We start from the raw sequence: 23,217 nt of genomic DNA, 5'->3' as shown, positions 1-23,217 counted from the left end.
CACGTGGTTGAAGTTGGGGGAGACGATAAGCGGGATCTGCGGCAGGGATTGGCTTCTGTCCAGAGTGAGGTATGGCCACCATCAGTGAATCCACACCGATCGACGACTGGTCAGGCTGATACGGAACTGCCTGATGGGCATCAGGAGCGTCCGTATCGGGGCTGAGCCAGAGTGGGCCTGCGCACGGATCGGACCGGCGTCGCTTTTCACAGCCGACCGTTGTTCAGCTTCGCCGCTCCACCCCCTTCGCCCCACCTCCATGACCGAAGCTCCGCCCAGCCAGCTGAGGCTGCCCACCCCGGGCTGCTACGCCGACCCTGATCGCAGCGGCCTCACGGCTGATGGCGTCTTCGACGGCATGACCGAGCATCTCTTCTACACGCTCGGCCAGCTCGCCCCCACCGCCAGCCACCACGACCTCTACGTGGCCCTGAGCTACGCGGTACGCGACCGGCTGATGACCCGCTACCTGGCTGGAATCGAGGCGATCTCGGCCACGCCCACCCGCGTGGTGGCCTATCTCTCCGCCGAATTCCTGATCGGCCCCCAGCTGGGCAACAACCTGCTGATGCTCGGCATCCAGGACGAAGCTGCCGAGGCCCTGCGCCGTTTCGGGATTGACTCGCTCGAAGAGATCCTCGAGGTGGAGGAGGAACCGGGCCTGGGGAATGGGGGGCTCGGCCGGCTTGCCGCCTGCTACCTCGAATCCCTCTCCAGCCTGGAGATCCCCGCCACCGGCTATGGCATTCGCTACGAATTCGGCATCTTCGACCAGCTGATCCGCGATGGCTGGCAGGTGGAGATCACCGACAAATGGCTCAAGGGCGGCTGGCCCTGGGAACTTCCCCGCCCCGACCAGGCCTGCTTCGTCGGCTTCGGCGGCCACACCGAGAACTACCGCGACACCCACGGGGATTACCGGGTGCGCTGGATTCCCTCCCAGCACGCCATCGGTGTCCCCCACGACGTGCCCGTGCTGGGCTACAGGGTGAACACCTGCAACCGCCTGCGGCTGTGGTCAGCGGAGGCCTCTGAGAGCTTCGATTTCTACGCCTTCAACATCGGCGACTACTACGGCGCAGTTGAGGAGAAGGTGGGCTCCGAGACCCTCTCCAAGGTGCTCTATCCGAACGACGGCACCGATGAAGGCCGGCGCCTGCGCCTCAAGCAGCAGCACTTCTTCGTGAGCTGCTCCCTGCAGGACATGCTGCGCAGTCTGGAGCTGCGTGACCTGCCGATCACCGACTTCCCGGAGCACTGGTCGGTGCAGCTCAACGACACCCACCCGGCGATCGCGGTGGCTGAGCTGATGCGGTTGCTGATCGATCACAAACAGCTGAGCTGGGATGCCGCCTGGGACATCACCACCCGCTCGTTGGCCTACACCAACCACACACTGTTGCCGGAAGCCCTGGAGAAATGGGGCCTGGATCTCTTCGGCTCACTGCTGCCGCGACACCTGGAGCTGATCTTCGAGATCAACCGACGCTTCCTGCAAACGGTTCGGCTGAAGCATCCAGGCAACGAGACGATGCTGAGGCGGGTTTCGATCATTGATGAGAGCGAAGGCAAGGCGGTGCGGATGGCCCACCTGGCCACCGTGGCCTCCCACCACGTCAACGGTGTGGCTGCCCTGCACAGCGAACTGGTGCGCACCCAGCTCTTCCCTGAATTCGCCTCCCTCTGGCCCGACAAATTCACCAACGTGACCAACGGCGTCACACCACGCCGCTGGATCGCCCTCGCCAATCCCTTGTTGCGGGAGCTGCTCAATGAGGTGATCGGTCAGGACTGGGTGCGCAACCTCGACGACCTGCGCCAGCTGGAGGCCTTCCAGAACGACGCTGGCTTCCTGGAGCGCTGGGGCCAGACCAAGCTGGCGGTGAAGCGTCATCTGGCCCAGTACATCCACCGCCAGAGCGGACTGCTGGTGGATCCCTCCTCGCTCTTCGATGTGCAGGTGAAGCGGATCCACGAATACAAGCGCCAGCACCTGAATGCCCTGCAGGTGATCGCCCAGTACCTGCGCATCAAGAACGGCCTCGGCGACAACTTCGCCCCGCGCACCGTGATCTTCGGAGGCAAGGCGGCACCTGGCTACTACATGGCCAAGCTGATCATCCGCTTCCTCAACGGCATTGCCGAAACGATCAACGCCGACCCTGATATGGACGGCCGCCTGCGGGTGGTGTTCCTGCCTGACTACAACGTCAGCCTGGGACAACGGGTGTATCCGGCCTCAGACCTCTCCGAGCAGATCTCCACGGCTGGGCTGGAGGCCTCCGGCACCGGCAACATGAAATTCGCCATGAACGGGGCGCTCACGATCGGCACCCTCGATGGCGCCAACGTGGAGATCCGCGAGCAGGTGGGAGCCGAGAACTTTTTCCTGTTCGGCCACACCACCGACGGCATTGAGGCCCTGCGCGCAAGCGGGTACCGCCCCTGGGAGCTGATCGCCAGCATCCCGGAACTGCCGGAGGCGCTGCGGCTGGTGGAGCAGGGTCACTTCAGCAATGGCGACACGGAGCTGTTCAAGCCCCTGCTGCAGAACCTCACCAGCCGTGATCCCTACTACCTGATGGCCGACTTCAGCGACTACATGCGCGCCCAGGACGCGGTCAGTCAGACCTGGGGTGATCGCACCACCTGGAACCGGATGTCACTGCTGAACACGGCGCGAACCGGCTTCTTCAGCAGCGACCGCTCGATCCGGGAGTACGCCAAGCGGATCTGGCGGGCAGAGCCCTTCCCGGTGACGATCAGCTGTGAGATCGACTGAGGGCGCTCAGGGCCGGTGGTCCGGCAGATCGGGGGTCTGGTGCAGCAGGCGGTTCAGCCGCAGGCGATCGGCATTGAGGGGGTCGGGGGCCAGCTCCCCGGCCAGCTCCCGGAATTTCTGCTCCACGTCCTCAGGGACACGCACATCAAAGATGCGCTCCATCAGCGCTTCGATCGAGAACAGATGGGCATTGATGTTCTCCAGATCGGCAATCGCCTGCTGCAGGCTCTCCTCCTCGGGGGAGCCGCTGGCGTCTGCGGGGGCTGAGGCAGCGGGCTGAGGCGTGGACTGCTCGGCCTCGCCGTCGCCGTGGGTTTTCTGCAGCTCTTCCAGCACCCGGCCTGCCAGGGTGCGGAACGACTGCAGCGCAGCCCAATTGAGTTCCTGCTGCTGCCGCAGAGTGGGATTCTCCCGGATCAATCGGTCATGTTCCCGATAAAACCGCTGACAGTCAGGGCATTGGCAGGGCTCTTCGGGCACCGCGCTCCCTTGGTTCCTTGATCCCCATCATGGCATTGGATGTCCGGGGCTGCCGCTGGGAGCCCCGGGAGCCTCAGACCAGGCGATCGAAGGGGCCCAGCAGGTCCAGCTGATCGTCATCCCCGTCAGCGTCGTCGCCGTAACCGCCGTCCTCCTGGACGCTGGGCAGGGGAATTTCGATCGAACTCACCAGCTGGATCACGTCGCGCAGGCGCATCGAATCGGCAAACCAGCCCATCGCCTGCTCCATGTCACCCCGTTGCTCCGCCTCGACCGACTGTTCCTGATGCACCTCGGCCAGCAGTGCCAGCCAGCAGAGGCAGCGGGCCTGAACGACGGAAAGGTCAAGTTCATCAGGATGGCTGCGGGCGATCCGCTCACCCTCCTGCTGCACCAGCAAGCGCAGACGCAGATCGTGAAGCTCGTTCATGCAGGGATCACGGCCTTCTCAACGCTAGCCAGGGAGCCCCGCTTGGGAAGGCCACCACCGGTAGCGTTCCCTACCAAGTGTACGGGGCTGGCGGGACTCGAACCCACGACCTACGGTTTAGGAAACCGTCGCTCTATCCGGCTGAGCTACAGCCCCCAGGCTGCTCATTATCGGCATGGGCCGTTCCCTGAGGCCAGACCCCCTCTGCCTAAAGTCGTGAGTGAAAGCAGGCGAGGTGGTCGCGATCGAAGGGGAGATCAGTTTCGGCTGGTGACTCCGGCTTCGGTTGAGGAAAGTCCGGGCTCCCCAATGGCCAGGCTTGCTGGGTAACGCCCAGTGCGGGTGACCGTGAGGAGAGTGCCACAGAAACACACCGCCGATGGCCCACCGGGCTTGCCCGGTGGGCACAGGCAAGGGTGCAAGGGTGCGGTAAGAGCGCACCAGCAGCATCGAGAGGTGCTGGCTCGGTAAACCCCGGCTGGGAGCAAGGCCCAGGGACAACGGTTGGCCATGACACCCGTCCCGATACAAGTGCGCCGCTCGAGGCCGTCGGTAACGGCGGTCCCAGACAGATGCCCACCCCGGTCCGCTCCGGCGGACCGGAACAGAACCCGGCTTATGTCCTGCTTTCACCCTTTCAAGCCTCCCCAGGGAGGCCGATGCTCCTCCGCGAAGTCCCCGTGCCCCTGAGTGATGAGCGCCGCCGCCGCCTGGTGGAGTTCCTCGCGGGGCTCGGGCTGACAGGCCTCGGGCTGACCGATCCCCTGAACCCCGACCTCGACCTCGCCCCGATCGAGGAGGCCCTCACCCACAGTTCCGCAGGCCGGCCAAGCAACCACGAACGTCTGGAGTTTCTCGGCGACGCCGTGCTGCGGCTGGCGGCGGCGGAATACCTGGAGCGCCACCACCGCGCCATGGACGTCGGCCAGCGCTCGGCCCTGAGGGCCCAGTTGGTGAGCGACCGCTGGCTGGCTGAGCTGGCAGAGCGCTGCGGCATCGAGGCGATGGTGCACCTCGGCCCGGTGGCGGCAGGCGACAGCGCGGCGCGGCAGACGATCCGCGCCGAAATCTGCGAGGCCCTGATCGGCGGGCTTTACGAGGCCACAGGCAGCCTGGCGGCGGTGCACAGCTGGCTCACCCCCCACTGGCAACGCAGCGCCAGTGAGCTCCTGGCCGATCCCTACCGCCACAACTGGAAGACGGGTCTGCAGGAGTGGAGCCAGGCTCAGGGGATCGGCCTGCCCCGCTATCTCTGCGAAGAACGCAGCCGCCTCCATGGCGACCCCAGACGCTTTCACTGCTGCGTGAACCTGAACGGGCAGCCACTGGGTGAGGGCTGGGGAGGCTCAAGGCGCGACGCAGAGCAGCAGGCGGCCCGAATGGCCCTGGCACAGCGGCAGGGAGTCAGCTCGCTTCCAGCGTCGTCAGAGGCATCGTGACCAGCTTGTCCCAGTTGCCCCGCTCGAACAGCACCGCCGCCTGGCTGCCGCTGATGCGCTGCACGAAGCCCCGGTAGCCGTTGTAGATCGAGCGTTGATCCCGCACAACGACGGTGGTGCCAGGCAGCACCAGCGGCGCCACAGGCTGTGCATCCACTGAAGAGGAATCAGCCGCAGCCATGGAGGGAACGCAATTAGATATCCATTATCGAGCCGATCGGCAGGATGGGGCGCAGATGCACGGTGGATCAGTCGATGGTGGGTCGATGGTGAACGAAAGCGACGGGACTGAGGCGTGGCTGGTGGTGGGGAAGGTGGTGGCGGCCCAGGGGCTGGAGGGGGAGCTGCGGGTGGTGCCCCGCACCGACTTTCCTGAACGCTTCACACGGCCTGGGCAGCGCTGGCTGCGCCGCGCCCAGGAACCCGCTCGCGCCGTGCAACTTCTCTCGGGCCGTCAACTGCCCGGCCGGGAGCTGTTCGTTGTGCGGCTGGAGGGGGTCGGCACGCGGGAGGAAGCCGAGGCCCTGGTGCACCAGGATCTGCTGGTGGAAGCAGGCGATCGGCCCCGCCTGCAGGAGGGGGAGTTCCACCTGCTCGATCTGCAGGGGCTGCAGGTGCGCCTGGCCCCCCAGGGTGAGGTGATCGGCACCGTGGTGGATCTGATACATGCCGGCAACGACCTGCTGGAGGTGGAGCTCAACGGTGAGCCGACCCGGCGGGCGCTGATTCCCTTCGTGGAGGCGATCGTTCCGCGGGTGGACATTGCCGGCGGCTGGCTGGAGATCACCCCACCGCCGGGGCTGCTCGACCCGTGAGGGTCTGGCTGAAGGCTGACGCCCCAGGGTGTTCCCCATAAGATTCGAGCCAGCCTTGCCCTGCCTCAGGTGGATCCGACGATGAGCCCAGCGGCTTCCCTCGTTCCCGTGATCCTCTGCGGCGGCACCGGCACCCGCCTCTGGCCCCTGTCGCGCGCCAGCTATCCCAAGCAGTACTGGCCCCTGGCCGGCAGCGGCGACGAGACCCTGCTGCAGCAGACCCAGTTGCGGCTCAAGGGGCTGAACCAGCTCGGAGCTCCCCTGCTGATCTGCAACGAGGATCACCGCTTCATCGTGGCCGAGCAGATGCGCCAGATCGGGGTGGAGCCCGGCGCAATCCTGCTCGAGCCCCTCGGTCGCAATACGGCGCCAGCCATCGCGGTGGCGGCCCTGCATGCCACCAGCCGGGGGGAGGATCCCCTGCTGCTGGTGCTCGCCGCCGATCACGTCATTCAGGATGGGGCACGCTTCCGCGCCACCGTCGAGGCGGGCCGCGCCGCCGCCGAGAGCGGACTGCTGGTGGCCTTCGGCATCGTGCCCACGGCCCCGGAAACCGGTTACGGCTACATCGAGGCGGTGGAGCCCCTGCTCCAGGCGCCCACCCCGATCGCCCGCTTCGTGGAGAAACCCGATGCGGCCACGGCGGAGGCCTTCCTGGCCAGTGGCCGCTTCACCTGGAACAGCGGCATGTTCCTCTTCCGCGCCAGCGCCATCCTCGCTGAGCTGGAGCGGCTGGCGCCGGAGGTGGTGAGCTGCTGCCGCGGGGCCATCGACCACGACAGCGCCGATCTCGACTTCCTGCGCCTGGAGCGGGAGTCGTTCGCCAGCTGCCCCAATGTCGCCATCGACGTGGCGGTGATGGAGCGCACGGGCCTGGGCGCTGTGCTGCCCCTGGAGGCGGGCTGGAGCGATGTGGGCAGCTGGAGCGCCCTCTGGGACACGGGCGAGCGCGACAGCGACGGCAACGTCCTGCGCGGACGGGTGATCAGCGAGGGCTCTCGCAATTGCTACCTGCGCAGCGAGCACCGGCTGGTGGTGGGTCTGGGAGTGGAGGATCTGGTGGTGATCGAAACCGATGACGCCGTGCTGGTGGCCCACCGCGACCGCGCCCAGGACGTGAAGACGATCGTGAACCGCCTCGCCGCCAGCGGCAGCCCCGAGGGCAAGGCCCACCGCCGCATCTACCGCCCCTGGGGCTCCTACGACGGCATCGTCGAGGGGAGGCGCTGGCAGGTCAAGAAGATCGTGGTCAATCCCGGCGCCAGCCTCTCGCTGCAGATGCACCACCACCGCGCTGAGCACTGGGTGGTGGTGCAAGGCACGGCCGTTGTGGAAAAGGACGGGGTCGAGGAACTCGTGGGAGAGAACCAGAGCACCTACATCCCCCTGGGCGCCAAACACCGGCTCAGCAATCCCGGCAAGATCCCCGTGGAGATGATCGAGGTGCAGAGCGGCCCCTACCTCGGCGAGGACGACATCGTCCGCTTCGAGGATCGCTACGGACGCTCAGACATGAGCCTTCCGCTTCGCTGAGGTCTCCGGTCCGCTGAGCTTCGTCACCTGTTCAGGCAGGGCCGGCCAGCACGGTCCCGATCAGCTCCGCCCGCCGAAAGCCAGCTGCACGCACCGCCGCCAGAGCCGCCTCAGCCTCGGACTCCGGCAGGGACGCCAGCAGCGGACCGCAGGTCTGGGGGTCGATCAGCAGCTCACGCCAGGGGGCCGTGAGCGGCACGGCCTGAACCCTGCCGCTCTCCAGCTCCTCCCAGGCGCTGCGGTTGGCGGGCGCCAGGCTGCTGGCGAAACCCTGCTCCAGCAGCTCCAAAGCCCCGGGGAAGGCTGGCAGCGCCTCCAGCTTCAGCTCCACCCGCAGAGGCTGAGGGGCGGCACGCAGCATCTCACCGAGGTGCCCCAGCAGCCCGAACCCTGTGACATCGGTGCAGGCACGGCAGCCATGGGCGGCCAGCAGCTCCACCAGCGACTGCTGGCTCTGGGCCATCAGCACCAGAGCCCCATCGATCCACTCCGGCTCCGCCGCTCCGGCCATGGCGCCCGCGAAGAGCACGCCGCTCCCGATCGGACGGCTGAGCAGCAACCGATCACCGGCCGCCAGATCGCCCTTGGCCCAGAAGCGGCCCGGTTCACAGCGGCCGTTCACACTCAGGGCAAGGCTGAGTCCCTCAGCGGCGCTGCGCTGCTCCAGGGTGTGCCCCCCCACCAGCCGGGCGCCGAGGGGATCGAGCACGGAACGCACCCCGGCCAGGGTCTGCAGCAACCACTCCTCCTGCAACGCCGCCCTTCCCCGCGGCAGGGTCACCAGGGCCTGCACACTCTCCACCCGGGCGCCACAGGCCCAGAGGTCGGAGCAGGCATGCAGGGCGGTCAGCCGCCCGTTCAGCCAGTCATCGCCCACCAGGGCGGGGAAGCCATCGAGGCTCTGCAGCACCAGTCCTTCCTCAGGAGAACCGGCGATCACAGCGGCATCGTCCAAGTCGGGATCATCCAAGGCGGCATCGTCACCACCAATCGGAGCCCCATCCGCCTGGCCGGCTCCAGCTGCGGCCCCGCTCAGCCGCTCCAGGGCCGCGCGCAGGGGAGCGGCGCCCAGTTTGGCGGCGCAGCCGCGGCAAGGGCTCTGCTCGGCCATCGCAGCCAGAGCCTGGAAGCGGGTGATGAAGCGGCGATCGATCCAGGCCTTGCACCGCCACAACCAACGGGAGGGCCCCAGGCAGAGCGGTCCCCACAGGGCCAGGGCACGCGGCTGGCCATCGACGGCCCCGCCATCCCCCAGCAGCTGCAGAGCATGGCGTGGCGGTTTCCAGCGGCGCAGGGGTTCAGAGCGCAGGGAGCGGCGCAGGTTGAACGCCAGCACGGGAGCCACCCGCACGGCCCACACTCCGCTGGGGGGGCGTGGCAGCGAGCGCACCAGGCCGCAGTCGCCGCAGGCGAACACACCGGGATGGCCCTCCACCTCCAGGCTGGCCTCCGTGAAGACCCGTCCCGTGACCGGATCGCAGGGCAGACCGCCGGCCGCCAGCCAGAGCGGAGCCCGGCTGCCGGTGCAGCGCACAAGTGGACCAGATCCAAGGGCCAAGGCCCTGGCATCAGCACCGGGGTCCAGGCTCTGCAGGTGCACGCCCGCCGCCGCCAGCATCCGCTCACCGGCCCGGTTGGCCGCAGGCGTGCCCAGGGCAAGGCTGTGCCCTCGCCGCACCAGCTCCACCCGCAGTCCCCGGCCCTTCAGGGCCAGGGCCACCTCCACCCCGGCAGCCCCGCCGCCCAGCACCCGGCTGGGAGCTGGGCCAGGCGCCAGCGACTCCCACCAGTCGAGGAACGGCTCCAGCGGCTTGATCGCCATCCCACCGGAGCCTGTGGTGACAGCCCCCACATCCAGGCTGAGCCGGTCCCAGCGCAGGGGCGGACGGCCGGCCAGCTGCAGCTCACGATGAGCTTGATCCAGGCCGGTGATCTCGGCCCGCACGAAACGCACCCCGGCACGATCGCAGAGGCGGCGGAGATCGATGGAGGCTTCGCGGCGGCTGTAGAGCCCTGCGATCAGCCCCGGCACCATGCCGCTGTAAAGGGCTGTGCTGGCCCGGCTGACGAGAGTGATCAGCGCCCCCCGGGGCAGGCCCTCCATGGCCCAGCGGCGCAGCAGCAGGGCATGGCTGTGGCCACCCCCGGCCAGGATCAGGTGCTGCTGGAGTGTCTCCTCAGTCCCCACGCGGCCCATAGCCCTGGGGATTGGCACTCTGCCAGGCCCAGCCATCGCGGCAGATGGCATCCAGGTCGCGGTGCGTCTGCCAGGCCAGCCGCCGCTGCGCCAGCGATGGATCCGCCACCGTGGCCGCCACATCCCCGGGGCGCCTCGGCACAAGGTCGCAGGGAACGGCGTTGCCGCAGGCCCGCTCGAAGGCGGCCACCACCTCCAGGACCGAATGGCCCCGGCCGCTGCCCAGGTTGAGGGTGAGCAGCTGGGGGGGCTCGGCCATCAGCACGTCCAGGGCCGCCTGGTGACCGTCGGCCAGATCCATCACGTGGATGTAATCGCGGATGCCGGTGCCGTCAGGGGTGGGCCAGTCGGAGCCGAACACCTGAAGCCGCGGCCGGCGTCCCACCGCCACCTGGCTCAGGAAGGGGAAGAGGTTGTTGGGAATGCCGCCTGGATCTTCGCCGATGCGCCCGCTGGGGTGGGCGCCGACGGGGTTGAAATAGCGCAGGCGCGCCACCCGCCAGCCCGGCTCGCTCGCCCAGACATCGGCCAGCATCTGCTCCGCCGCCGCCTTGCTGTAGCCGTAGGGGTTCACTGGAGCGACCCGGGCGTTTTCTGCGATCGGCACCGTCTCCGGGGCGCCGTAGAGCGTGGCACTGCTGCTGAAGACGATCGTGCGGCAGCCGGCCTGAACCATGGCCGCCAGCAGAGCGCGGCTGCCGCAGAGGTTCACGTCCCAGTAGCGCAGGGGATCGGCCACCGATTCAGCCACGGCCTTGAGGCCGGCGAAGTGAACCACGGCCTCGATCGACGCCGCTGCGAAGGCCCGCTCCAGGTCGGCGCCGCTGCGCAGATCGCCTTCGATCAGCTGCAGCCGTTGGGCGGCCTGCGGTCCAGCCAGCTCCAGCACTCGCTTTAGGGCTTCGGGTGAACTGTTGGAAAAGTCATCGAGCACCACCAGCTCGTGACCCGCCTCCAGCAGCACCAGGCAGGTGTGGCTGCCGATGAAGCCAGCACCGCCGGTGATCAGCAGCTGGCTCATCCCAGCCTTAGATCAAGGGTGCGCAGGCCGGCCGCCGGTGCAGGCCATGGGGAGCCCACGGCGCCCCACTCATCGTTGGAGTCGGGATCCTCAATGGACTCGAAGCTGATCCGATCCGATCCCTCTGCCCCCAGCTGGAAGCGAGCCGGGTCGGCGTCAAGGCCGCTGATCTCCAGCCGCAGCGGCAGATGCGGATCGATGCAGGGGTGGAGGGAGGGATAGAGGCGGCTGTGGCGGTAGCGCAGGCCGAGCCAGCCGTCGCCCAGGGGCAGTTCCCGGCCGTTCAGGCGCAGCGCACAGGACTGCAGGAATTCCGCATTGGCCTTCAGCTCAAGGCGCTGCAGGGAACTGTCCACGAAGCGGCTGGTGTTGCCCCCCTGAACCGGGGTATCGCAGAGCAGGGGCCACGGCTCGAGAGCCCTGCGAATCTCCAGCCGGGCTCCTCCCTCCTGCTCCCAGCTCAGCAACAGGGGGAAACGCCACTCCCAGATGGCACGGAAGACTTCAGGCTCCAGCACCAGACCATCGCGCGCCAGCAGGTCCAGCAGCGCTTGGAGGTCGGACCAGATGGCCTGCGGTAGCTGCATCGCATCGTGGAGACGATCCCCGAAGGGCTCCAGCTGGGTGGGGCGGTGGGCCGGATCGAGCAGATGGGCGGCCAGGGAGCTCCAGAGCAGGGCGATGGCCGCAGTCCAGTCGGGATCGGGCAGGGTTTCGATCGCACGGAACTCGATCAGGCCCTGGCATCCGGCCGCCCAGGCGGGATTCCAGAACTTGTCGAAGCTGATCTCGCTGCGGTGGGTGTTGCCGCTGCGGTCGGCATGGAGGTGGCGCAGGGTCTCGCTGATCAGGACCCGCTGATCCCCTTCAGGCAGGGATTCGATCGCCCGGTGGGCCAGCTGCAGATCAAGGGAACTGGCGCTGCCTTCGTCGAGGCGGGGGGCCTGGGACGCCGGTCCGACGGAACTGTTTCCGAACAGGTAGGAGAGGCTGGGGTGCCGCTGCCAGAAGCGCAGGATCCCCACCAGCCAGGCCGGTCTTGAAAAGAAGGGATTGGTCTCGAGGCTGGGGCCACCCCAGAGCAGGTGGTTACCACCGCCGGTGCCTTCCTGGCGATGATCCCCCAGCTGCTTCCAGCTGCGCAGCCCCACCGCTTCCGAGGCCTCGCTCAGGGTGCGGATCCAGAAGCTGTAGTCAGCCCAGCCGTGGCAGACCGGCAGGTTCACCTCCAGCACGCCGGGATCAGCCGTCAGGCCCAGCACGTTCCAGCGACCGTCGAGATCGTGAGGGAGGACGCCGCTGAGTTCAGGCTGGCTCCAACCGGCACTGGCCTCGGCGATCAGATGCAGCAGCTGCTCCAGGGGCTGACGGTGCAGGGGAGGCAGGAACAGGTTCCAACCACGGGGGCTCACCTCCAGGGTGAGCACCTGGCGCAGCACTCCCTCGGGGAAATGCTGCAGCGGCAGGCGCAACCCCGCCGGGCCACTGGCTGGAAGCAGCTGGCGCAGGGGTTTGGCCAGAGGCCAGCGGGCCGCCTGCCAGCCTTCGGGGAGCTCGGGTTCCTCCTCTGTCGGGATGCTGTGGGACAGGGGGACAGCCCAGACCTTGGAGCTGGGATCAAGGGGATCCTTCAGCCGCAGGGGATGGACCTCATGGCCGAGCGCCTTGCCGATCCCATGGAGAAAATCCTCGGCCCGCTTGGCCGGCAGGGGGACGGGAGCAGCCTGATCGGCCGGGGATGGGGCCGAAGCCTGCTGGGGCCATGGCACCAGGGGACTGCCATCAAGGCCTGTGATCAGCCTCAGAGCCCAGCGGGGGTTGACCTCACCGTCGTAGCGCTTGCCCGGGCAGTACATCAAGGTGCTGCCGGGCCAGACCCGCCGCTGCAGTTCGGCGGCCAGACGCCGCGCGTAGCGCAGCTTGGTGGGGCCATCGGCCGCCACCGACCACTCGGCACCCTCGGGGTCGATCGGCACGACCGTGGGCTCACCGCCAAGGGTGAGCTGAATGCCTTTGGCGCTCAGGCGCCGTTCCGCCTCCACGGCGGTGACGGCCATCCAGCCGGGATCTGCGGAGGCGGGCCGGATCGACTCAGTGACCACCATCGGCTCAGTGGCTGCCCGACCGGGTCGACGGCAGAACCGTGCAGGCATTGATGGGCATCGGTTCCACGTTCCAGATCCGCTCTGCATAATCGCGGATCGAGCGGTCGCTGCTGAAGAAACCGCAACGGGCGGAATTCAGCAGCGACATCCGGCTCCAACCGACGGCATCCACCCAGGCTGCATCCACGGCGTTGTGAGCCTGGCGGTAATCGCCGATGTCGGCCATGACCCGGAAGGGATCACTGCCGCAGAGGTTGGCCAGCAGGGGGTGGAACAGGTCGCGATCGCCCTCACTGAAATGGCCCGAACCGATCAGATCGATGGCCTCCCGTGCGATCGGGTCATTCTCCAGCCAGGGCATCGGGTGATAGCCGCCCCTGTTGATCGCCTCCAGCTGCTCGGCGGTATGGCCAAACAGGAAGAAGTTGTCGTGGCCGACGAGATCCCTGATCTCGATGTTGGCGCCATCAAGGGTGCCGATCGTGACGGCACCGTTGAGGGCCATCTTCATGTTGCCCGTGCCGGAGGCCTCGAGGCCGGCGGTGGAGATCTGCTCGGAGAGGTCCACCGCTGGGTAGACCTTCTGCCCCAGGCTGACACTGAAGTTGGGCAGGAACACCACCCGCAGGCGCCCGTCCATGGCCGGATCCATGTTCACGATCTCGGCGATGCCGCCGATCAGGCGAATGATCAGCTTGGCCATGGCATACCCCGGTGCCGCCTTGCCGCCGAAGATGAAGGTGCGCGGCGGCAGGTCCTCGCCATTGCGGATGCGCAGATAACGCTCGACGATCTGCAGGGCCGCCAGGTGCTGGCGCTTGTATTCGTGGATCCGCTTCACCTGCACATCGAACAGGGAGGAGGGATCCACCAGCACTCCCAGATGCTGATGGATCAGGTTAGCAAGACGTTGCTTGTTGTGATCCCGCACGCCGCGCCAGCGCTCCAGGAAACCACCGTCGTCGGCATACGACTCCAGGCGGGAGAGCTCGCCGAGGTCACGGCGCCAGCTGCTGCCGATGGTGTCATCGAGCAGGCCCGAGAGGGATGGGTTGGCCACGGCAATCCAGCGCCGGGGCGTGACGCCATTGGTGACATTGGTGAACTTCTCAGGCCACAGCTCCACGAAAGGAGCGAAGAGATCCTTTCGCACCAGCTTGCTGTGCAGCTCAGCCACACCGTTGACGCGGTGGCTGCCCACCACCGCCAGGTTGGCCATGCGCACCTTGCGGTGAGGCCCCTCCTGGATCAGCGACATCCCCTCCAGCAGAGCGGGCTGGCCGGGGTTGCGGATGCGCACCATGCGCAGGAAGCGCGTGTTGATCTCGAAGATGATCTCCAGCTGTCGAGGCAGCAGCTGCTCGAACAGGTCGACTCCCCAGGTCTCGAGGGCCTCCGGCAGCAGGGTGTGGTTGGTGTAGCTGATGCAGGCTGTGGTGATCGACCAGGCCGTATCCCATTCGACGCCGTGCTCATCGATCAGCAGCCGCATCAGCTCGGCCACCGCGATCGCCGGGTGGGTGTCATTGAGCTGTACGGCGAACTTGGTGTGGAAGTCCGTGACCGGCAATCCCTGCCCCTTGAGGATGCGGAACATGTCCTGCAGGGAGCAGCTCACGAAGAAGATCTGCTGACTCAGGCGCAGTTGCTTGCCTTGGTCGGTCTCATCGTTCGGATAAAGCACCTTCGAGAGGGTCTCCGAATTGATCTTCTGAAGAACCGCCCGGGTGTAGTCACCGGCATTGAAGGAGGCGAAGTCGAAGGATTCCGGCGCCTGGGCCGACCACAGCCGCAGGGTGTTGGCGGTGTGAACCCCGTAGCCCAGGATCGGGGTGTCATAGGCCACGCCTATCACCGTGTGATGGCCGATCTTGACCGGATAGGACCACTCGGCGCGGATCACCTCCCAGGGATTTCCCTGGGCCAGCCATGGATCGGTGCTCTCCACCTGGCAGCCCCGCTGGATCTGCTGGCGGAAGATGCCGAATTCGTAGCGGATGCCGTAGCCGATCGCCGGCAGCTCAAGGCTTGCCATCGACTCCTGGAAACAGGCGGCCAGACGACCCAGGCCACCGTTGCCCAGTCCAGGCTCGGGCTCCTCAGCGATCAATTGCATCAGGTCGAGGCCCAGCTCATCGCAGGCAGCCTCTGCTGCCTCACGCAAACCCAGGTTGACCAGGTTGTTCTCCAGGTGCGGCCCGAGCAGATACTCCGCTGAGAGGTAGGACACCGTGCGAACGCCGCTCTGGGTGTAGGCCTCGGCCGTGTCCACCCAGCTCTGCAGCAGCTGGTCGCGCACGGCCATCGCCAGGGCGCAGTAGTAGTCGTGGGTGGTGGCCAGCGACGGGGACTTGGCCTGGGTGAAGAACAGATGCCGTCGCATCTCCTCGGCCAGGGCGTGGCCATCGAGAGAGGGCGACGAGCCAAGGTCGGTGGGAGGGATGGTACTGGCTGCCATGGAGGCGGATCGTGTCAACTTGTACCTTCATGCTGCGGGAGCACACCCCATCGCTGCTGGAACGGTTACCGATTCAGGTTCATTCCAGGTTCCCTGAAGATTCAGCCCACACAGGCGGCAGGCTGGACTGGGAGGAGGAGGCCAGCCTGCTCAGCTGGCTCCAGACGGGGTGGAGGGAATCAGGTTCCCGGCGTCGATCGGCACCGGCTTCACCTTCCAGATGCGCTCGGCGTATTCATGAATCGAGCGGTCGCTGCTGAAGAAGCCACAACGGGCGGTGTTGAGCAGGGACATGCGGTTCCAGCTGGTGGTGTCGAGCCAGGCATCATCCACCGAATTCTGGGCGCGGCGATAATCACCCAGATCAGCCATCACCCGGAACGGGTCAGAGCTGCAGAGGTTGGCCAGCAGCGGATCGAACAGATCGCGGTCGCCTTCGCTGAAATGGCCCGAGCCGATCAGATCAATCGCTTCGCGGGCGATCGGATCGTTCTGCAGCCATGGCATCGGGTGGTAGCCGCCTCTGTTGATCACCTCCAGCTGCTCAGCGGTGTGGCCGAACAGGAAGAAGTTGTCGTGGCCGACGAGATCCCTGATCTCGATGTTGGCGCCATCGAGGGTGCCGATGGTGACGGCACCGTTCAGGGCCATCTTCATGTTGCCGGTGCCGGAGGCCTCGAGGCCGGCAGTGGAGATCTGCTCCGAGAGGTCAACTGCCGGGTAGACCTTCTGACCCAGGCTGACGCTGAAGTTGGGCAGGAACACCACCCGCATCCTGCCGTCCATCGCCGGATCCATGTTCACAATCTCGGCGATGCCGCTGATCAGCCGGATGATCAGCTTGGCCATCGCATACCCCGGTGCCGCCTTGCCGCCGAAGATGAAGGTGCGCGGCGGCAGATCCTCGCCATTGCGGATGCGCAGATAGCGCTCCACGATCTGAAGAGCCGCCAGATGCTGGCGCTTGTATTCGTGGATCCGCTTCACCTGCACGTCGAACAGGGAGGAGGGATCGACAAGAACACCCAGGTCCTGATGGATGGCATTCGCCAGCCGCTGCTTGCTCTGATCGCGCACCGTCCTCCAGCGCTCCAGAAAGGCAGGGTCGCCAGCATGCGGCTCCAGGCCCTTGAGCTCGCCTAGATCTCGCCGCCAGCCGGTTCCGATCGCCTCGTCCATCAGAGCCGAAAGAAACGGATTGGCGACGGCGATCCAGCGGCGTGGCGTGACTCCGTTTGTCACGTTGGTGAATTTGTCAGGCCAGAGTTCCGCGAATTCGGGGAACAGCTGCTGGCGCACCAGGGTGCTGTGAAGTTCGGCCACACCATTGACATGGTGACTGCCCACCACAGCGAGGTTCGCCATCCGCAGCTTGCGATACGGCCCCTCCTCGATCAGAGACAGACGCTCCAACAGAGCCGGCTGGCCGGGATAACGGATACGCACCATCCGCAGAAAGCGGGCATTGATCTCATAGATGATCTCCAGATGCCGGGGAAGCAGATGGGCGAACAGATCCAGGCCCCAGGTCTCGAGGGCCTCGGGCAGCAGGGTGTGGTTGGTGTAACTGATGCTGGATGTTGTGATCGACCAGGCCGTGTCCCAGTCGACGCCATGGTCATCGATGAGCAGCCGCATCAGCTCGGCCACCGCGATCGCCGGGTGGGTGTCGTTGAGCTGGACAGCAAACTTCTCATGGAACTGGGTGACCGCCATTCCCTGACCCTTCAGGATGCGGAACATGTCCTGAAGACTGCAGCTCACGAAGAAGATCTGCTGACTCAGTCGTAGTTGCTTACCCTGCCCGGTCTCATCATTCGGATAGAGCACCTTCGAGAGGGTCTCCGAATGGATTTTCTGCAGCACTGCCTGGGTGTAATGCCCGGCATTGAAGGAGGCGAAATCGAAGGATTCCGGCGCCTGCGCCGACCACAGCCGCAGGGTGTTGGCGGTGTGAACCCCGTAGCCAAGGATCGGGGTGTCGTAGGCCACACCAAGCACCGTGTGACCGCCGATCGTGACCGGATAGGCCCACTCCGGCCGCATCACCTCCCAGGGATTGCCCTGAGCCAGCCAGGGGTCAGTGCTCTCCACCTGATGGCCGTTCTGTATCTGCTGGCGGAAGATGCCGAACTCGTAGCGGATGCCGTAGCCGATCGCCGGCAGCTCCAGGCTGGCCATCGACTCCTGAAAACAGGCTGCCAGACGGCCGAGGCCGCCATTGCCGAGCCCCGGCTCCGGCTCCAGGGCGATCAGATCCTCCAGGGACAGCCCCAGTTCGGCGCAGGCGACTTCCGCGGCTTGGCGCATGCCGAGATTCACCAGATTGTTCTCCAGGTGGGGGCCCAGGAGATACTCCGCCGAGAGATAGGTGGCGGTGCGAACGTGTTGCTTGGTGTAGGCCTCGGCCGTGTCCACCCAGTTCTGAAGCAGCAGATCACGCACTGCCAGGGCCAGGCAGCAGTAATGGTCGTGAGGGCTGGCCAGCGACGGCGACTTGGCCTGGCTGTAGAAGAGATGTCGGTGCATCGACTCGGCCAGAGCACGCGCATCTCTTAACTGGGGACCGCTGAGGTCGATGGGCGGCGCGTTGGAAGAAGCCATGACGTGGGATCCCTCGATGGGCTCCTTCATGCTTCGGAAGCCAGCCTGGATGCTGCGCCAACGGTTACCAATTCATCTTCATTTCCCCTTTTGTGCGCCCCCTGACCGGGTCAGTAGTGGAGCAGGTTGGGGGCGACGTGCTCCTCGCTGAGCACCTCCGCCTGGATCGACCAGCTCATTTCGCTCTTCACCCCCGGTGGTCCTGAAAAGGTCCCCGACACCGCCGCGGTGAGACTCGGCCTGGACGAGGTGGCCAGGGGGATGTAGCGGTCATCGATCGCGCCCATGCCGCTCGGATCGAATCCACGCCATCCTGCTCCGGGCAGGTACACCTCCGCCCAGGCATGGAGGTCATAGCGCTTGGGCGTCGGTTCGACGAGGTGATAGCCGCTCACAAACCGCGCTGGCAGGCCCACGCAACGGCAGGCCTCGATCATCAGCACCGCCAGGTCGCGGCAGGATCCGACCCGCTCCCGCAGGGTGCGGCCCGCAGGCCAGGCTGGGCCGGCGTGGCGCTGGGTGTACTTAACCCGGTCCTGGATCATCTCCACGAGTTGCTGCAGAAACATCAGCGCCCGTTGATCGCTGCCCATCAGCGCCTCCTGAGCCAGCTCCACTGCCGCAGGATCGTGCTGCCCGTTGGGCAGCCAGCCTTCGAGGCTTCCGATCAGATCGCCATTGAGATGACCGACGGGATAGGGAAGCTCCGGCTCGTTGTCCGCCAGGCAAGCCTGCAGCAGGGGTGGCACCTTCGTCTCCACCTCGCTGACGGCGCGGATGTCGAAGGTGTCGGTGCAGCCGATGAAGCGGGCGCGCAGGATGTCGTCTCCGCTGGCAGCCACGAGCGGGTGCAGATGGTGCGGATCCGGCGAGAAACACAGATCAAAACTGATCAGGCGCTGAAAGCCCTGAGCCCGCGGTTTCATGCACAACCTGTGGGGGCCGAGCTGGACGGGCGCGCTGTAGCGATAGCCGAGGGAATGGATTACGCGGGCGCGCATGCCAGGGAGGAGGTGGAGGCTGACGGCAGGGGGGTGGTGGGAGGAACGGCGACGGTTGCCGGGGATGGCGTCGGCAGAACGAAATAGCGCTCGTTGATCAGTTCGTGAAGACGGTTGAGATCACCCTGAAACTGGTCGATCGCCTCGTGCAGGCCCCTGTTGACCAGCTCGTCAATCCGCACATAGCTCCAGTTGGCCAGCATCAGGCCGGCAAGGCATTCGAGATCGTCGGGCGGCCCCGGCACCGGATTGCCACGGATCACCTTCAGGGACTTGTTCAATCCCTCCAGGCAGTAGCGCACCGAACGGGGAAAGATCGGGTCGAGCAGAAGGAAAGCTGCCACCGCCTTCGGAGCGATCGCCTGCTGCTGTGACTGGCGGAACATCTGATAGGCCCCGGCTGAGCGCAGCAGTGAGATCCACTGGAGCTCATCAAGAACACCGCCCACCTCCTCAGTACTGGGCAGGAGCAGGTAGTACTTGACATCCAGAATGCGGCTTGTCTTGTCGGCGCGCTCAACCAGCCGACCCAGTTTGCTGAACTGCCAGGAGAGATCGCGGCTGAGGGTGGCATCGGTGATGCCATAGAAGAGCTGACAGCCCTTGCGGATCTCATTGAGCTGCTCCTGGCCAGGCAACTGCCAGAAGCCCTCGCTCTCCTGCAGGATGAGATAAAGGTCGTTGATCTGCTCCCACATCTCGGTGGTGATCACCTCGCGGATCTGGCGGGCGTTCTCCCGGGCGAAAGCGATGCAGTTGACGATGCTGCTCGGATTGTCGGGCTCATTGACGAGGAAGCGCACCACGTCGGCAGGCCGGCCCTCGGGAAAGAGCTTGTCGAACAATTCACGATCGCCGCTGGCGTCGATCAGGGGCACCCAGGGCTCGGCGCTGCCGGGTGGGCAGTCAAGCGCCATCGCCTCACTGACTTCCAGGAAGCGGGAGATGTTCTCGGCACGCTCCACATAACGATTGATCCAGTAGAGCGAATCAGCGACGCGGCTCAGCATGAGGATTCATCCACGATCCAGGTGTCCTTACAACCGCCGCCCTGGGAGGAGTTGACCACCAGCGAACCGCGGCGCAGAGCAACGCGCGTGAGCCCGCCGGGACTAACCCAGGCACCCTTGCCGCGCAGCACATAGGGGCGCAGATCCACATGGCAGGGATAGAGCTCCCCCTCACTGAGGGAGGGAACGGTGGAGAGCTCCAGCGTGGGCTGGGCGATGAAATTGCGAGGATCGGCCTTGATCTTCTCGGCGAACTCGAGGATCTCCTGCTGGGAGGCATGGGGGCCGATCAGCATGCCGTAGCCACCGGCCTCACCCACCGATTTCACCACCAGATCCTTGAGGTGGGCGAGCACATAGGCCTGGTCGTCGGGCCTGGAGCAGATGTAGGTGGGAACGTTCTCGATGATCGGCTCTTCGCCCAGGTAGTAGCGGATCATCTCCGGCACGTAGGCATAGATCAGCTTGTCATCGGCCACGCCGGTGCCCGGGGCATTGGCGATCGCCACCCGGCCGGCGGCATAGGCCTCCATCAGGCCACGCACCCCAAGCATCGAATCGCTGCGGAAGACAGCCGGGTCAAGGAAGTCGTCGTCGATGCGCCTGTAGATCACATCCACCGGCGCATGGCCGGACGTGCTCCGCATCCAGACGCGGTTGCCCTCGCAGACCAGATCCCGTCCTTCCACCAGCTGGATGCCCATCTGCTGGGCGAGATAGCTGTGCTCGAAGTAGGCGCTGTTGAACACCCCGGGCGTGAGCAGAATAACGGTAGGGGTGTCGGTCCAGGGGGCGAGTTCCCGCAGGGCCTGCAGCAGATGGGAGGGGTAGTCGTCGATGGGATGAACGGTGCGTCCGGCGAACAGGCTCGGGAACATCCGTTTCATCACCCGGCGGTTCTCGAGGAAGTAGGCCACACCGGAGGGACAGCGGAGGTTGTCCTCCAGCACCCGCCAGGTGCCCTGGCCATCACGGATGAGATCCAGGCCGGAGATGTGACACCAACGGTTGAGGGGGGGGTGGAACCCCCGCATCTGGGGTCGCCAGCCATGGGAGGTCTCGATGTCCTCGAGCGGCACGATGCCATCAGCGACGATCTTCTGGTCGCCGTAGACATCGCCCAGGAAGTGATCGATCGCCTCGAGGCGCTGGATCAGCCCCCGTTCGAGCGTCTGCCACTCACCGGAGCGGATCAGCCTTGGCAGGGGATCGAAGGGAAGGATGCGCTCCACTCCCTGCTCGCCGGAATCGTTCAGGCGGAAGGTGGCTCCAAGCCGCTTCAGCAACATGCCGGCGGCTGCATGGCTGCGGTTGATCTCCTCGATTCCGAGCTGGCCAAGGGAGGACAGCAGAGGCTGAAGCGCGGAACGGGGCTCGGCGGCAGCGCTGAAGTACTCGTCGTAGCCCTTGCTCGGCTTGTAGGCGGTGAACATCGACTCGGCCTCGGGCATGCCGTGATCATGCAGAGTTGGTATGGCCACAGCCAGTGGTCGTTGTTACGGAATAGAGGGGCTCGCTGGCTACTTCACTCTGACACCGGCATTGCCATGGGGGGAGAGAGAGCAGATTTCAGAGCAGAAAGTAAAGCTGGGCCATCGGCAGCACCTCAGCGGGCTCGCAGGTGAGCAGTTCGCCGTCAGCGAAGACCTCGTAAGTCTGGGGATCCACCTCCACCTTGGGCAGGGCGCTGTTGTTGCGCATCTCGGCCTTGCCGATGCCGCGGGTGTGAACCACCGGCACGCAGGGGCGCTTCAAGCCAAGCTTGCGAGGCAGGTCGTCGTCGAGGGCGGCCTGGCTCAAGAAGGTGAGGCAGCTGGGGGCGAGGGCGCCGCCATAGGCGGCGAACATCGGCCGGCCATGCACTGGACCGGGGGTGGGGATCGAGGCGTTGGCATCGCCCATCTGGGCCCAGACGATCGAACCCCCCTTGATCACCAGCTCCGGTTTGACGCCGAAGAAGCCCGGCTTCCAGAGCACCAGATCCGCCAGTTTGCCCACCTCCACCGAGCCGATCTGGCTGTCGAGGCCGTGGGCGATCGCCGGGTTGATCGTGAACTTGGCCACGTAGCGCTTGAGGCGCACGTTGTCGTTGCGACCTTTCCCCGGACCGGCGCTGTCCTCCGGCAGGCTGCCGCGCTGCACCTTCATCTTGTGGGCGGTCTGGAAGGTGCGGGTGATCACCTCACCCACCCGGCCCATGGCCTGGGAATCGCTGGCGATGATGCTGAAGGCGCCCAGATCGTGAAGGATGTCCTCAGCGGCGATCGTCTCGCGGCGGATGCGCGACTCGGCGAAGGCCACGTCTTCGGGGATGGCCGCATCGAGGTGGTGGCACACCATCAGCATGTCGAGGTGCTCCTCGAGCGTGTTGCGGGTGTAGGGGCGGGTGGGGTTGGTGGAACTGGGCAGCACGTTGGCCTCGCCGCAGATCCGGATGATGTCGGGGGCATGGCCGCCGCCGGCCCCCTCGGTGTGGAAGGTGTGAATGGTGCGGCCGCCGATGGCGCGGATCGTGTCTTCGACGAACCCCGCTTCATTGAGCGTGTCGGAGTGGATGCAGACCTGCACATCAAATTTGTCGGCCACGGACAGGCAGCAATCGATCGCCGCCGGGGTGGTGCCCCAGTCTTCGTGCAGCTTGAGGCCACAGGCGCCGGCGCGGATCTGCTCCTCGATCGCCGCCGGGGTGCTGGCGTTGCCCTTGCCGTAGAAGCCCAGATTCACCGGCAACCCCTCGGCGGCCTGGAGCATGCGGGCCAGATGGAAAGCACCGGGGGTGCAGGTGGTGGCGTTGGTGCCGGTGGCCGGGCCGGTGCCGCCGCCAAGCAGCGTGGTGACCCCGCTGGCGATGGCGGTTTCGATCTGCTGGGGACAGATGAAGTGGATGTGGGTGTCGATGCCCCCGGCCGTGAGGATGTGTCCCTCGCCGGCGATCGCCTCGGTGCCTGGCCCCACCACGATCGTCACCCCATCGGTGATGTCGGGGTTGCCGGCCTTGCCGATCGCGCAGATACGTCCGTCGCGCAGGCCCACATCGGCCTTGACGATGCCCCACCAATCCACGATCAGGGCATTGGTGATCACCGTGTCCACGGCGCCGTCGGCACGGGAGGTCTGGGCCTGGCCCATGCCGTCACGGATCACCTTGCCGCCGCCGAACTTCACCTCCTCGCCGTAGGTGGTGAAATCCTTCTCCACCTCCAGAATCAATTCGGTGTCGGCCAGCCGCAGCCGGTCGCCGGTGGTGGGGCCATAGGTTTCGGCGTAGGCCCGGCGGTCCATCCGATAAGGCATGGCTGGTGCGGGTGACGAAGGAACGTGGTGTAGGCGGGGCGGCCCCTG

Annotated in this window: 16 protein-coding genes, 1 tRNA gene and 1 other RNA gene; 5 read left to right on the top strand and 13 right to left on the bottom strand. The window is 66.1% G+C overall.

Annotated features, from left to right (window positions below):
- Positions 1-259: 259 nt before the first annotated feature.
- Entirely contained in the window at positions 260-2,782 is a 2,523-nt protein-coding gene (locus tag CJZ82_RS13155) for a glycogen/starch/alpha-glucan phosphorylase (RefSeq protein WP_094556221.1), read from the top strand.
- Between the two features lie 6 nt (positions 2,783-2,788).
- Here CJZ82_RS13155 and CJZ82_RS13150 read toward each other — a convergent pair whose 3' ends face one another.
- From CJZ82_RS13150 to CJZ82_RS13140, 3 genes are all read right to left on the bottom strand, one after another.
- Positions 2,789-3,262: a hypothetical protein gene (locus CJZ82_RS13150; protein ID WP_094556220.1), complete on the bottom strand. Its 474-nt coding sequence runs from the start codon at positions 3,260-3,262 to the stop codon at positions 2,789-2,791.
- Between the two features lie 73 nt (positions 3,263-3,335).
- Complete coding sequence (locus CJZ82_RS13145; protein WP_094556219.1) at positions 3,336-3,692, bottom strand: hypothetical protein; 357 nt, start codon at positions 3,690-3,692, stop codon at positions 3,336-3,338.
- Between the two features lie 82 nt (positions 3,693-3,774).
- Positions 3,775-3,848: transfer RNA gene (locus tag CJZ82_RS13140), tRNA-Arg, on the bottom strand.
- A 66-nt stretch (positions 3,849-3,914) separates the two neighbouring features.
- Here CJZ82_RS13140 and rnpB point away from each other — a divergent pair.
- Both rnpB and rnc read left to right on the top strand, forming a co-directional pair.
- Positions 3,915-4,327, top strand: an RNA gene (gene rnpB, locus CJZ82_RS13135) — RNase P RNA component class A.
- A gap of 24 nt (positions 4,328-4,351) precedes the next feature.
- Positions 4,352-5,131: a ribonuclease III gene (gene rnc, locus CJZ82_RS13130; protein WP_094556218.1), complete on the top strand. Its 780-nt coding sequence runs from the start codon at positions 4,352-4,354 to the stop codon at positions 5,129-5,131.
- Here the strand turns inward: rnc and CJZ82_RS13125 are convergent.
- A complete protein-coding gene (locus CJZ82_RS13125; protein ID WP_233130244.1) occupies positions 5,097-5,288 on the bottom strand; it encodes an NAD(P)H dehydrogenase subunit NdhS in 192 nt (63 codons plus the stop codon). The two genes, rnc and CJZ82_RS13125, sit on opposite strands and share 35 nt — an antisense overlap.
- Positions 5,289-5,397: 109 nt before the next feature.
- Here CJZ82_RS13125 and rimM point away from each other — a divergent pair, with 109 nt between their 5' ends.
- Positions 5,398-5,946 (top strand): ribosome maturation factor RimM, encoded by a 549-nt coding sequence (rimM, locus tag CJZ82_RS13120; protein ID WP_094556216.1) that lies wholly within the window; start codon positions 5,398-5,400, stop codon positions 5,944-5,946.
- A gap of 81 nt (positions 5,947-6,027) precedes the next feature.
- Entirely contained in the window at positions 6,028-7,479 is a 1,452-nt protein-coding gene (locus CJZ82_RS13115) for a mannose-1-phosphate guanylyltransferase/mannose-6-phosphate isomerase (protein WP_094556215.1), read from the top strand.
- 31 nt (positions 7,480-7,510) lie between these two features.
- Here CJZ82_RS13115 and selD read toward each other — a convergent pair whose 3' ends face one another.
- The 9 genes from selD to ureC all read right to left on the bottom strand — a co-directional run bounded on the left by selD (position 7,511) and on the right by ureC (position 23,169).
- Positions 7,511-9,676: a selenide, water dikinase SelD gene (selD, locus tag CJZ82_RS13110; protein WP_094556214.1), complete on the bottom strand. Its 2,166-nt coding sequence runs from the start codon at positions 9,674-9,676 to the stop codon at positions 7,511-7,513.
- Positions 9,657-10,697, bottom strand: coding sequence for a UDP-glucose 4-epimerase GalE (gene galE / locus CJZ82_RS13105; protein WP_094556213.1), 1,041 nt, complete (start codon positions 10,695-10,697; stop codon positions 9,657-9,659). Before galE ends, selD begins: the two co-directional genes overlap by 20 nt.
- Positions 10,694-12,802, bottom strand: a complete 2,109-nt coding sequence (locus tag CJZ82_RS13100) for a transglutaminase family protein (RefSeq protein ID WP_233130243.1) — start codon at positions 12,800-12,802, stop codon at positions 10,694-10,696. The genes galE and CJZ82_RS13100 overlap by 4 nt, the downstream gene beginning before the upstream one ends.
- 4 nt (positions 12,803-12,806) lie before the next feature.
- Positions 12,807-15,260, bottom strand: coding sequence for a glycogen/starch/alpha-glucan phosphorylase (locus CJZ82_RS13095; RefSeq protein WP_094556211.1), 2,454 nt, complete (start codon positions 15,258-15,260; stop codon positions 12,807-12,809).
- Between the two features lie 150 nt (positions 15,261-15,410).
- Positions 15,411-17,864: a glycogen/starch/alpha-glucan phosphorylase gene (locus tag CJZ82_RS13090; RefSeq protein WP_094556237.1), complete on the bottom strand. Its 2,454-nt coding sequence runs from the start codon at positions 17,862-17,864 to the stop codon at positions 15,411-15,413.
- 110 nt (positions 17,865-17,974) lie between these two features.
- Entirely contained in the window at positions 17,975-18,865 is an 891-nt protein-coding gene (locus CJZ82_RS13085) for a transglutaminase family protein (protein WP_094556210.1), read from the bottom strand.
- On the bottom strand, positions 18,850-19,875 hold the full coding sequence (locus CJZ82_RS13080; RefSeq protein ID WP_094556209.1) for an alpha-E domain-containing protein: 1,026 nt from the start codon (positions 19,873-19,875) through the stop codon (positions 18,850-18,852). Before CJZ82_RS13080 ends, CJZ82_RS13085 begins: the two co-directional genes overlap by 16 nt.
- Positions 19,869-21,308, bottom strand: a complete 1,440-nt coding sequence (locus CJZ82_RS13075) for a circularly permuted type 2 ATP-grasp protein (protein WP_094556236.1) — start codon at positions 21,306-21,308, stop codon at positions 19,869-19,871. The genes CJZ82_RS13080 and CJZ82_RS13075 overlap by 7 nt, the downstream gene beginning before the upstream one ends.
- A gap of 136 nt (positions 21,309-21,444) precedes the next feature.
- Positions 21,445-23,169 carry an urease subunit alpha gene (ureC, locus tag CJZ82_RS13070; RefSeq protein WP_094556208.1) on the bottom strand — a complete coding sequence of 575 codons (1,725 nt, stop codon included), beginning with the start codon at positions 23,167-23,169 and terminating at the stop codon, positions 21,445-21,447.
- Positions 23,170-23,217 lie beyond the last annotated feature (48 nt).

The sequence above is a fragment of the Synechococcus sp. 1G10 genome (assembly GCF_002252625.1).
Taxonomy (GTDB): domain Bacteria; phylum Cyanobacteriota; class Cyanobacteriia; order PCC-6307; family Cyanobiaceae; genus Regnicoccus_A.
This window is presented reverse-complemented; position numbering and strand designations above follow the sequence as displayed.

Coding starts and splice junctions, on each gene's coding strand:
- CJZ82_RS13155 (WP_094556221.1), top strand. CDS start 260: ATGACCGAAGCTCCGCCCAGCCAGCTGAGGCTGCCCACCCCGGGCTGC.
- rnc (WP_094556218.1), top strand. CDS start 4,352: ATGCTCCTCCGCGAAGTCCCCGTGCCCCTGAGTGATGAGCGCCGCCGC.
- CJZ82_RS13080 (WP_094556209.1), bottom strand. CDS start 19,875: ATGCTGAGCCGCGTCGCTGATTCGCTCTACTGGATCAATCGTTATGTG.
- CJZ82_RS13090 (WP_094556237.1), bottom strand. CDS start 17,864: ATGGCTTCTTCCAACGCGCCGCCCATCGACCTCAGCGGTCCCCAGTTA.
- CJZ82_RS13100 (WP_233130243.1), bottom strand. CDS start 12,802: ATGGTGGTCACTGAGTCGATCCGGCCCGCCTCCGCAGATCCCGGCTGG.
- galE (WP_094556213.1), bottom strand. CDS start 10,697: ATGAGCCAGCTGCTGATCACCGGCGGTGCTGGCTTCATCGGCAGCCAC.
- CJZ82_RS13115 (WP_094556215.1), top strand. CDS start 6,028: ATGAGCCCAGCGGCTTCCCTCGTTCCCGTGATCCTCTGCGGCGGCACC.
- CJZ82_RS13095 (WP_094556211.1), bottom strand. CDS start 15,260: ATGGCAGCCAGTACCATCCCTCCCACCGACCTTGGCTCGTCGCCCTCT.
- ureC (WP_094556208.1), bottom strand. CDS start 23,169: ATGCCTTATCGGATGGACCGCCGGGCCTACGCCGAAACCTATGGCCCC.
- rimM (WP_094556216.1), top strand. CDS start 5,398: ATGGTGAACGAAAGCGACGGGACTGAGGCGTGGCTGGTGGTGGGGAAG.
- CJZ82_RS13145 (WP_094556219.1), bottom strand. CDS start 3,692: ATGAACGAGCTTCACGATCTGCGTCTGCGCTTGCTGGTGCAGCAGGAG.
- CJZ82_RS13075 (WP_094556236.1), bottom strand. CDS start 21,308: ATGTTCACCGCCTACAAGCCGAGCAAGGGCTACGACGAGTACTTCAGC.
- selD (WP_094556214.1), bottom strand. CDS start 9,676: ATGGGCCGCGTGGGGACTGAGGAGACACTCCAGCAGCACCTGATCCTG.
- CJZ82_RS13085 (WP_094556210.1), bottom strand. CDS start 18,865: ATGCGCGCCCGCGTAATCCATTCCCTCGGCTATCGCTACAGCGCGCCC.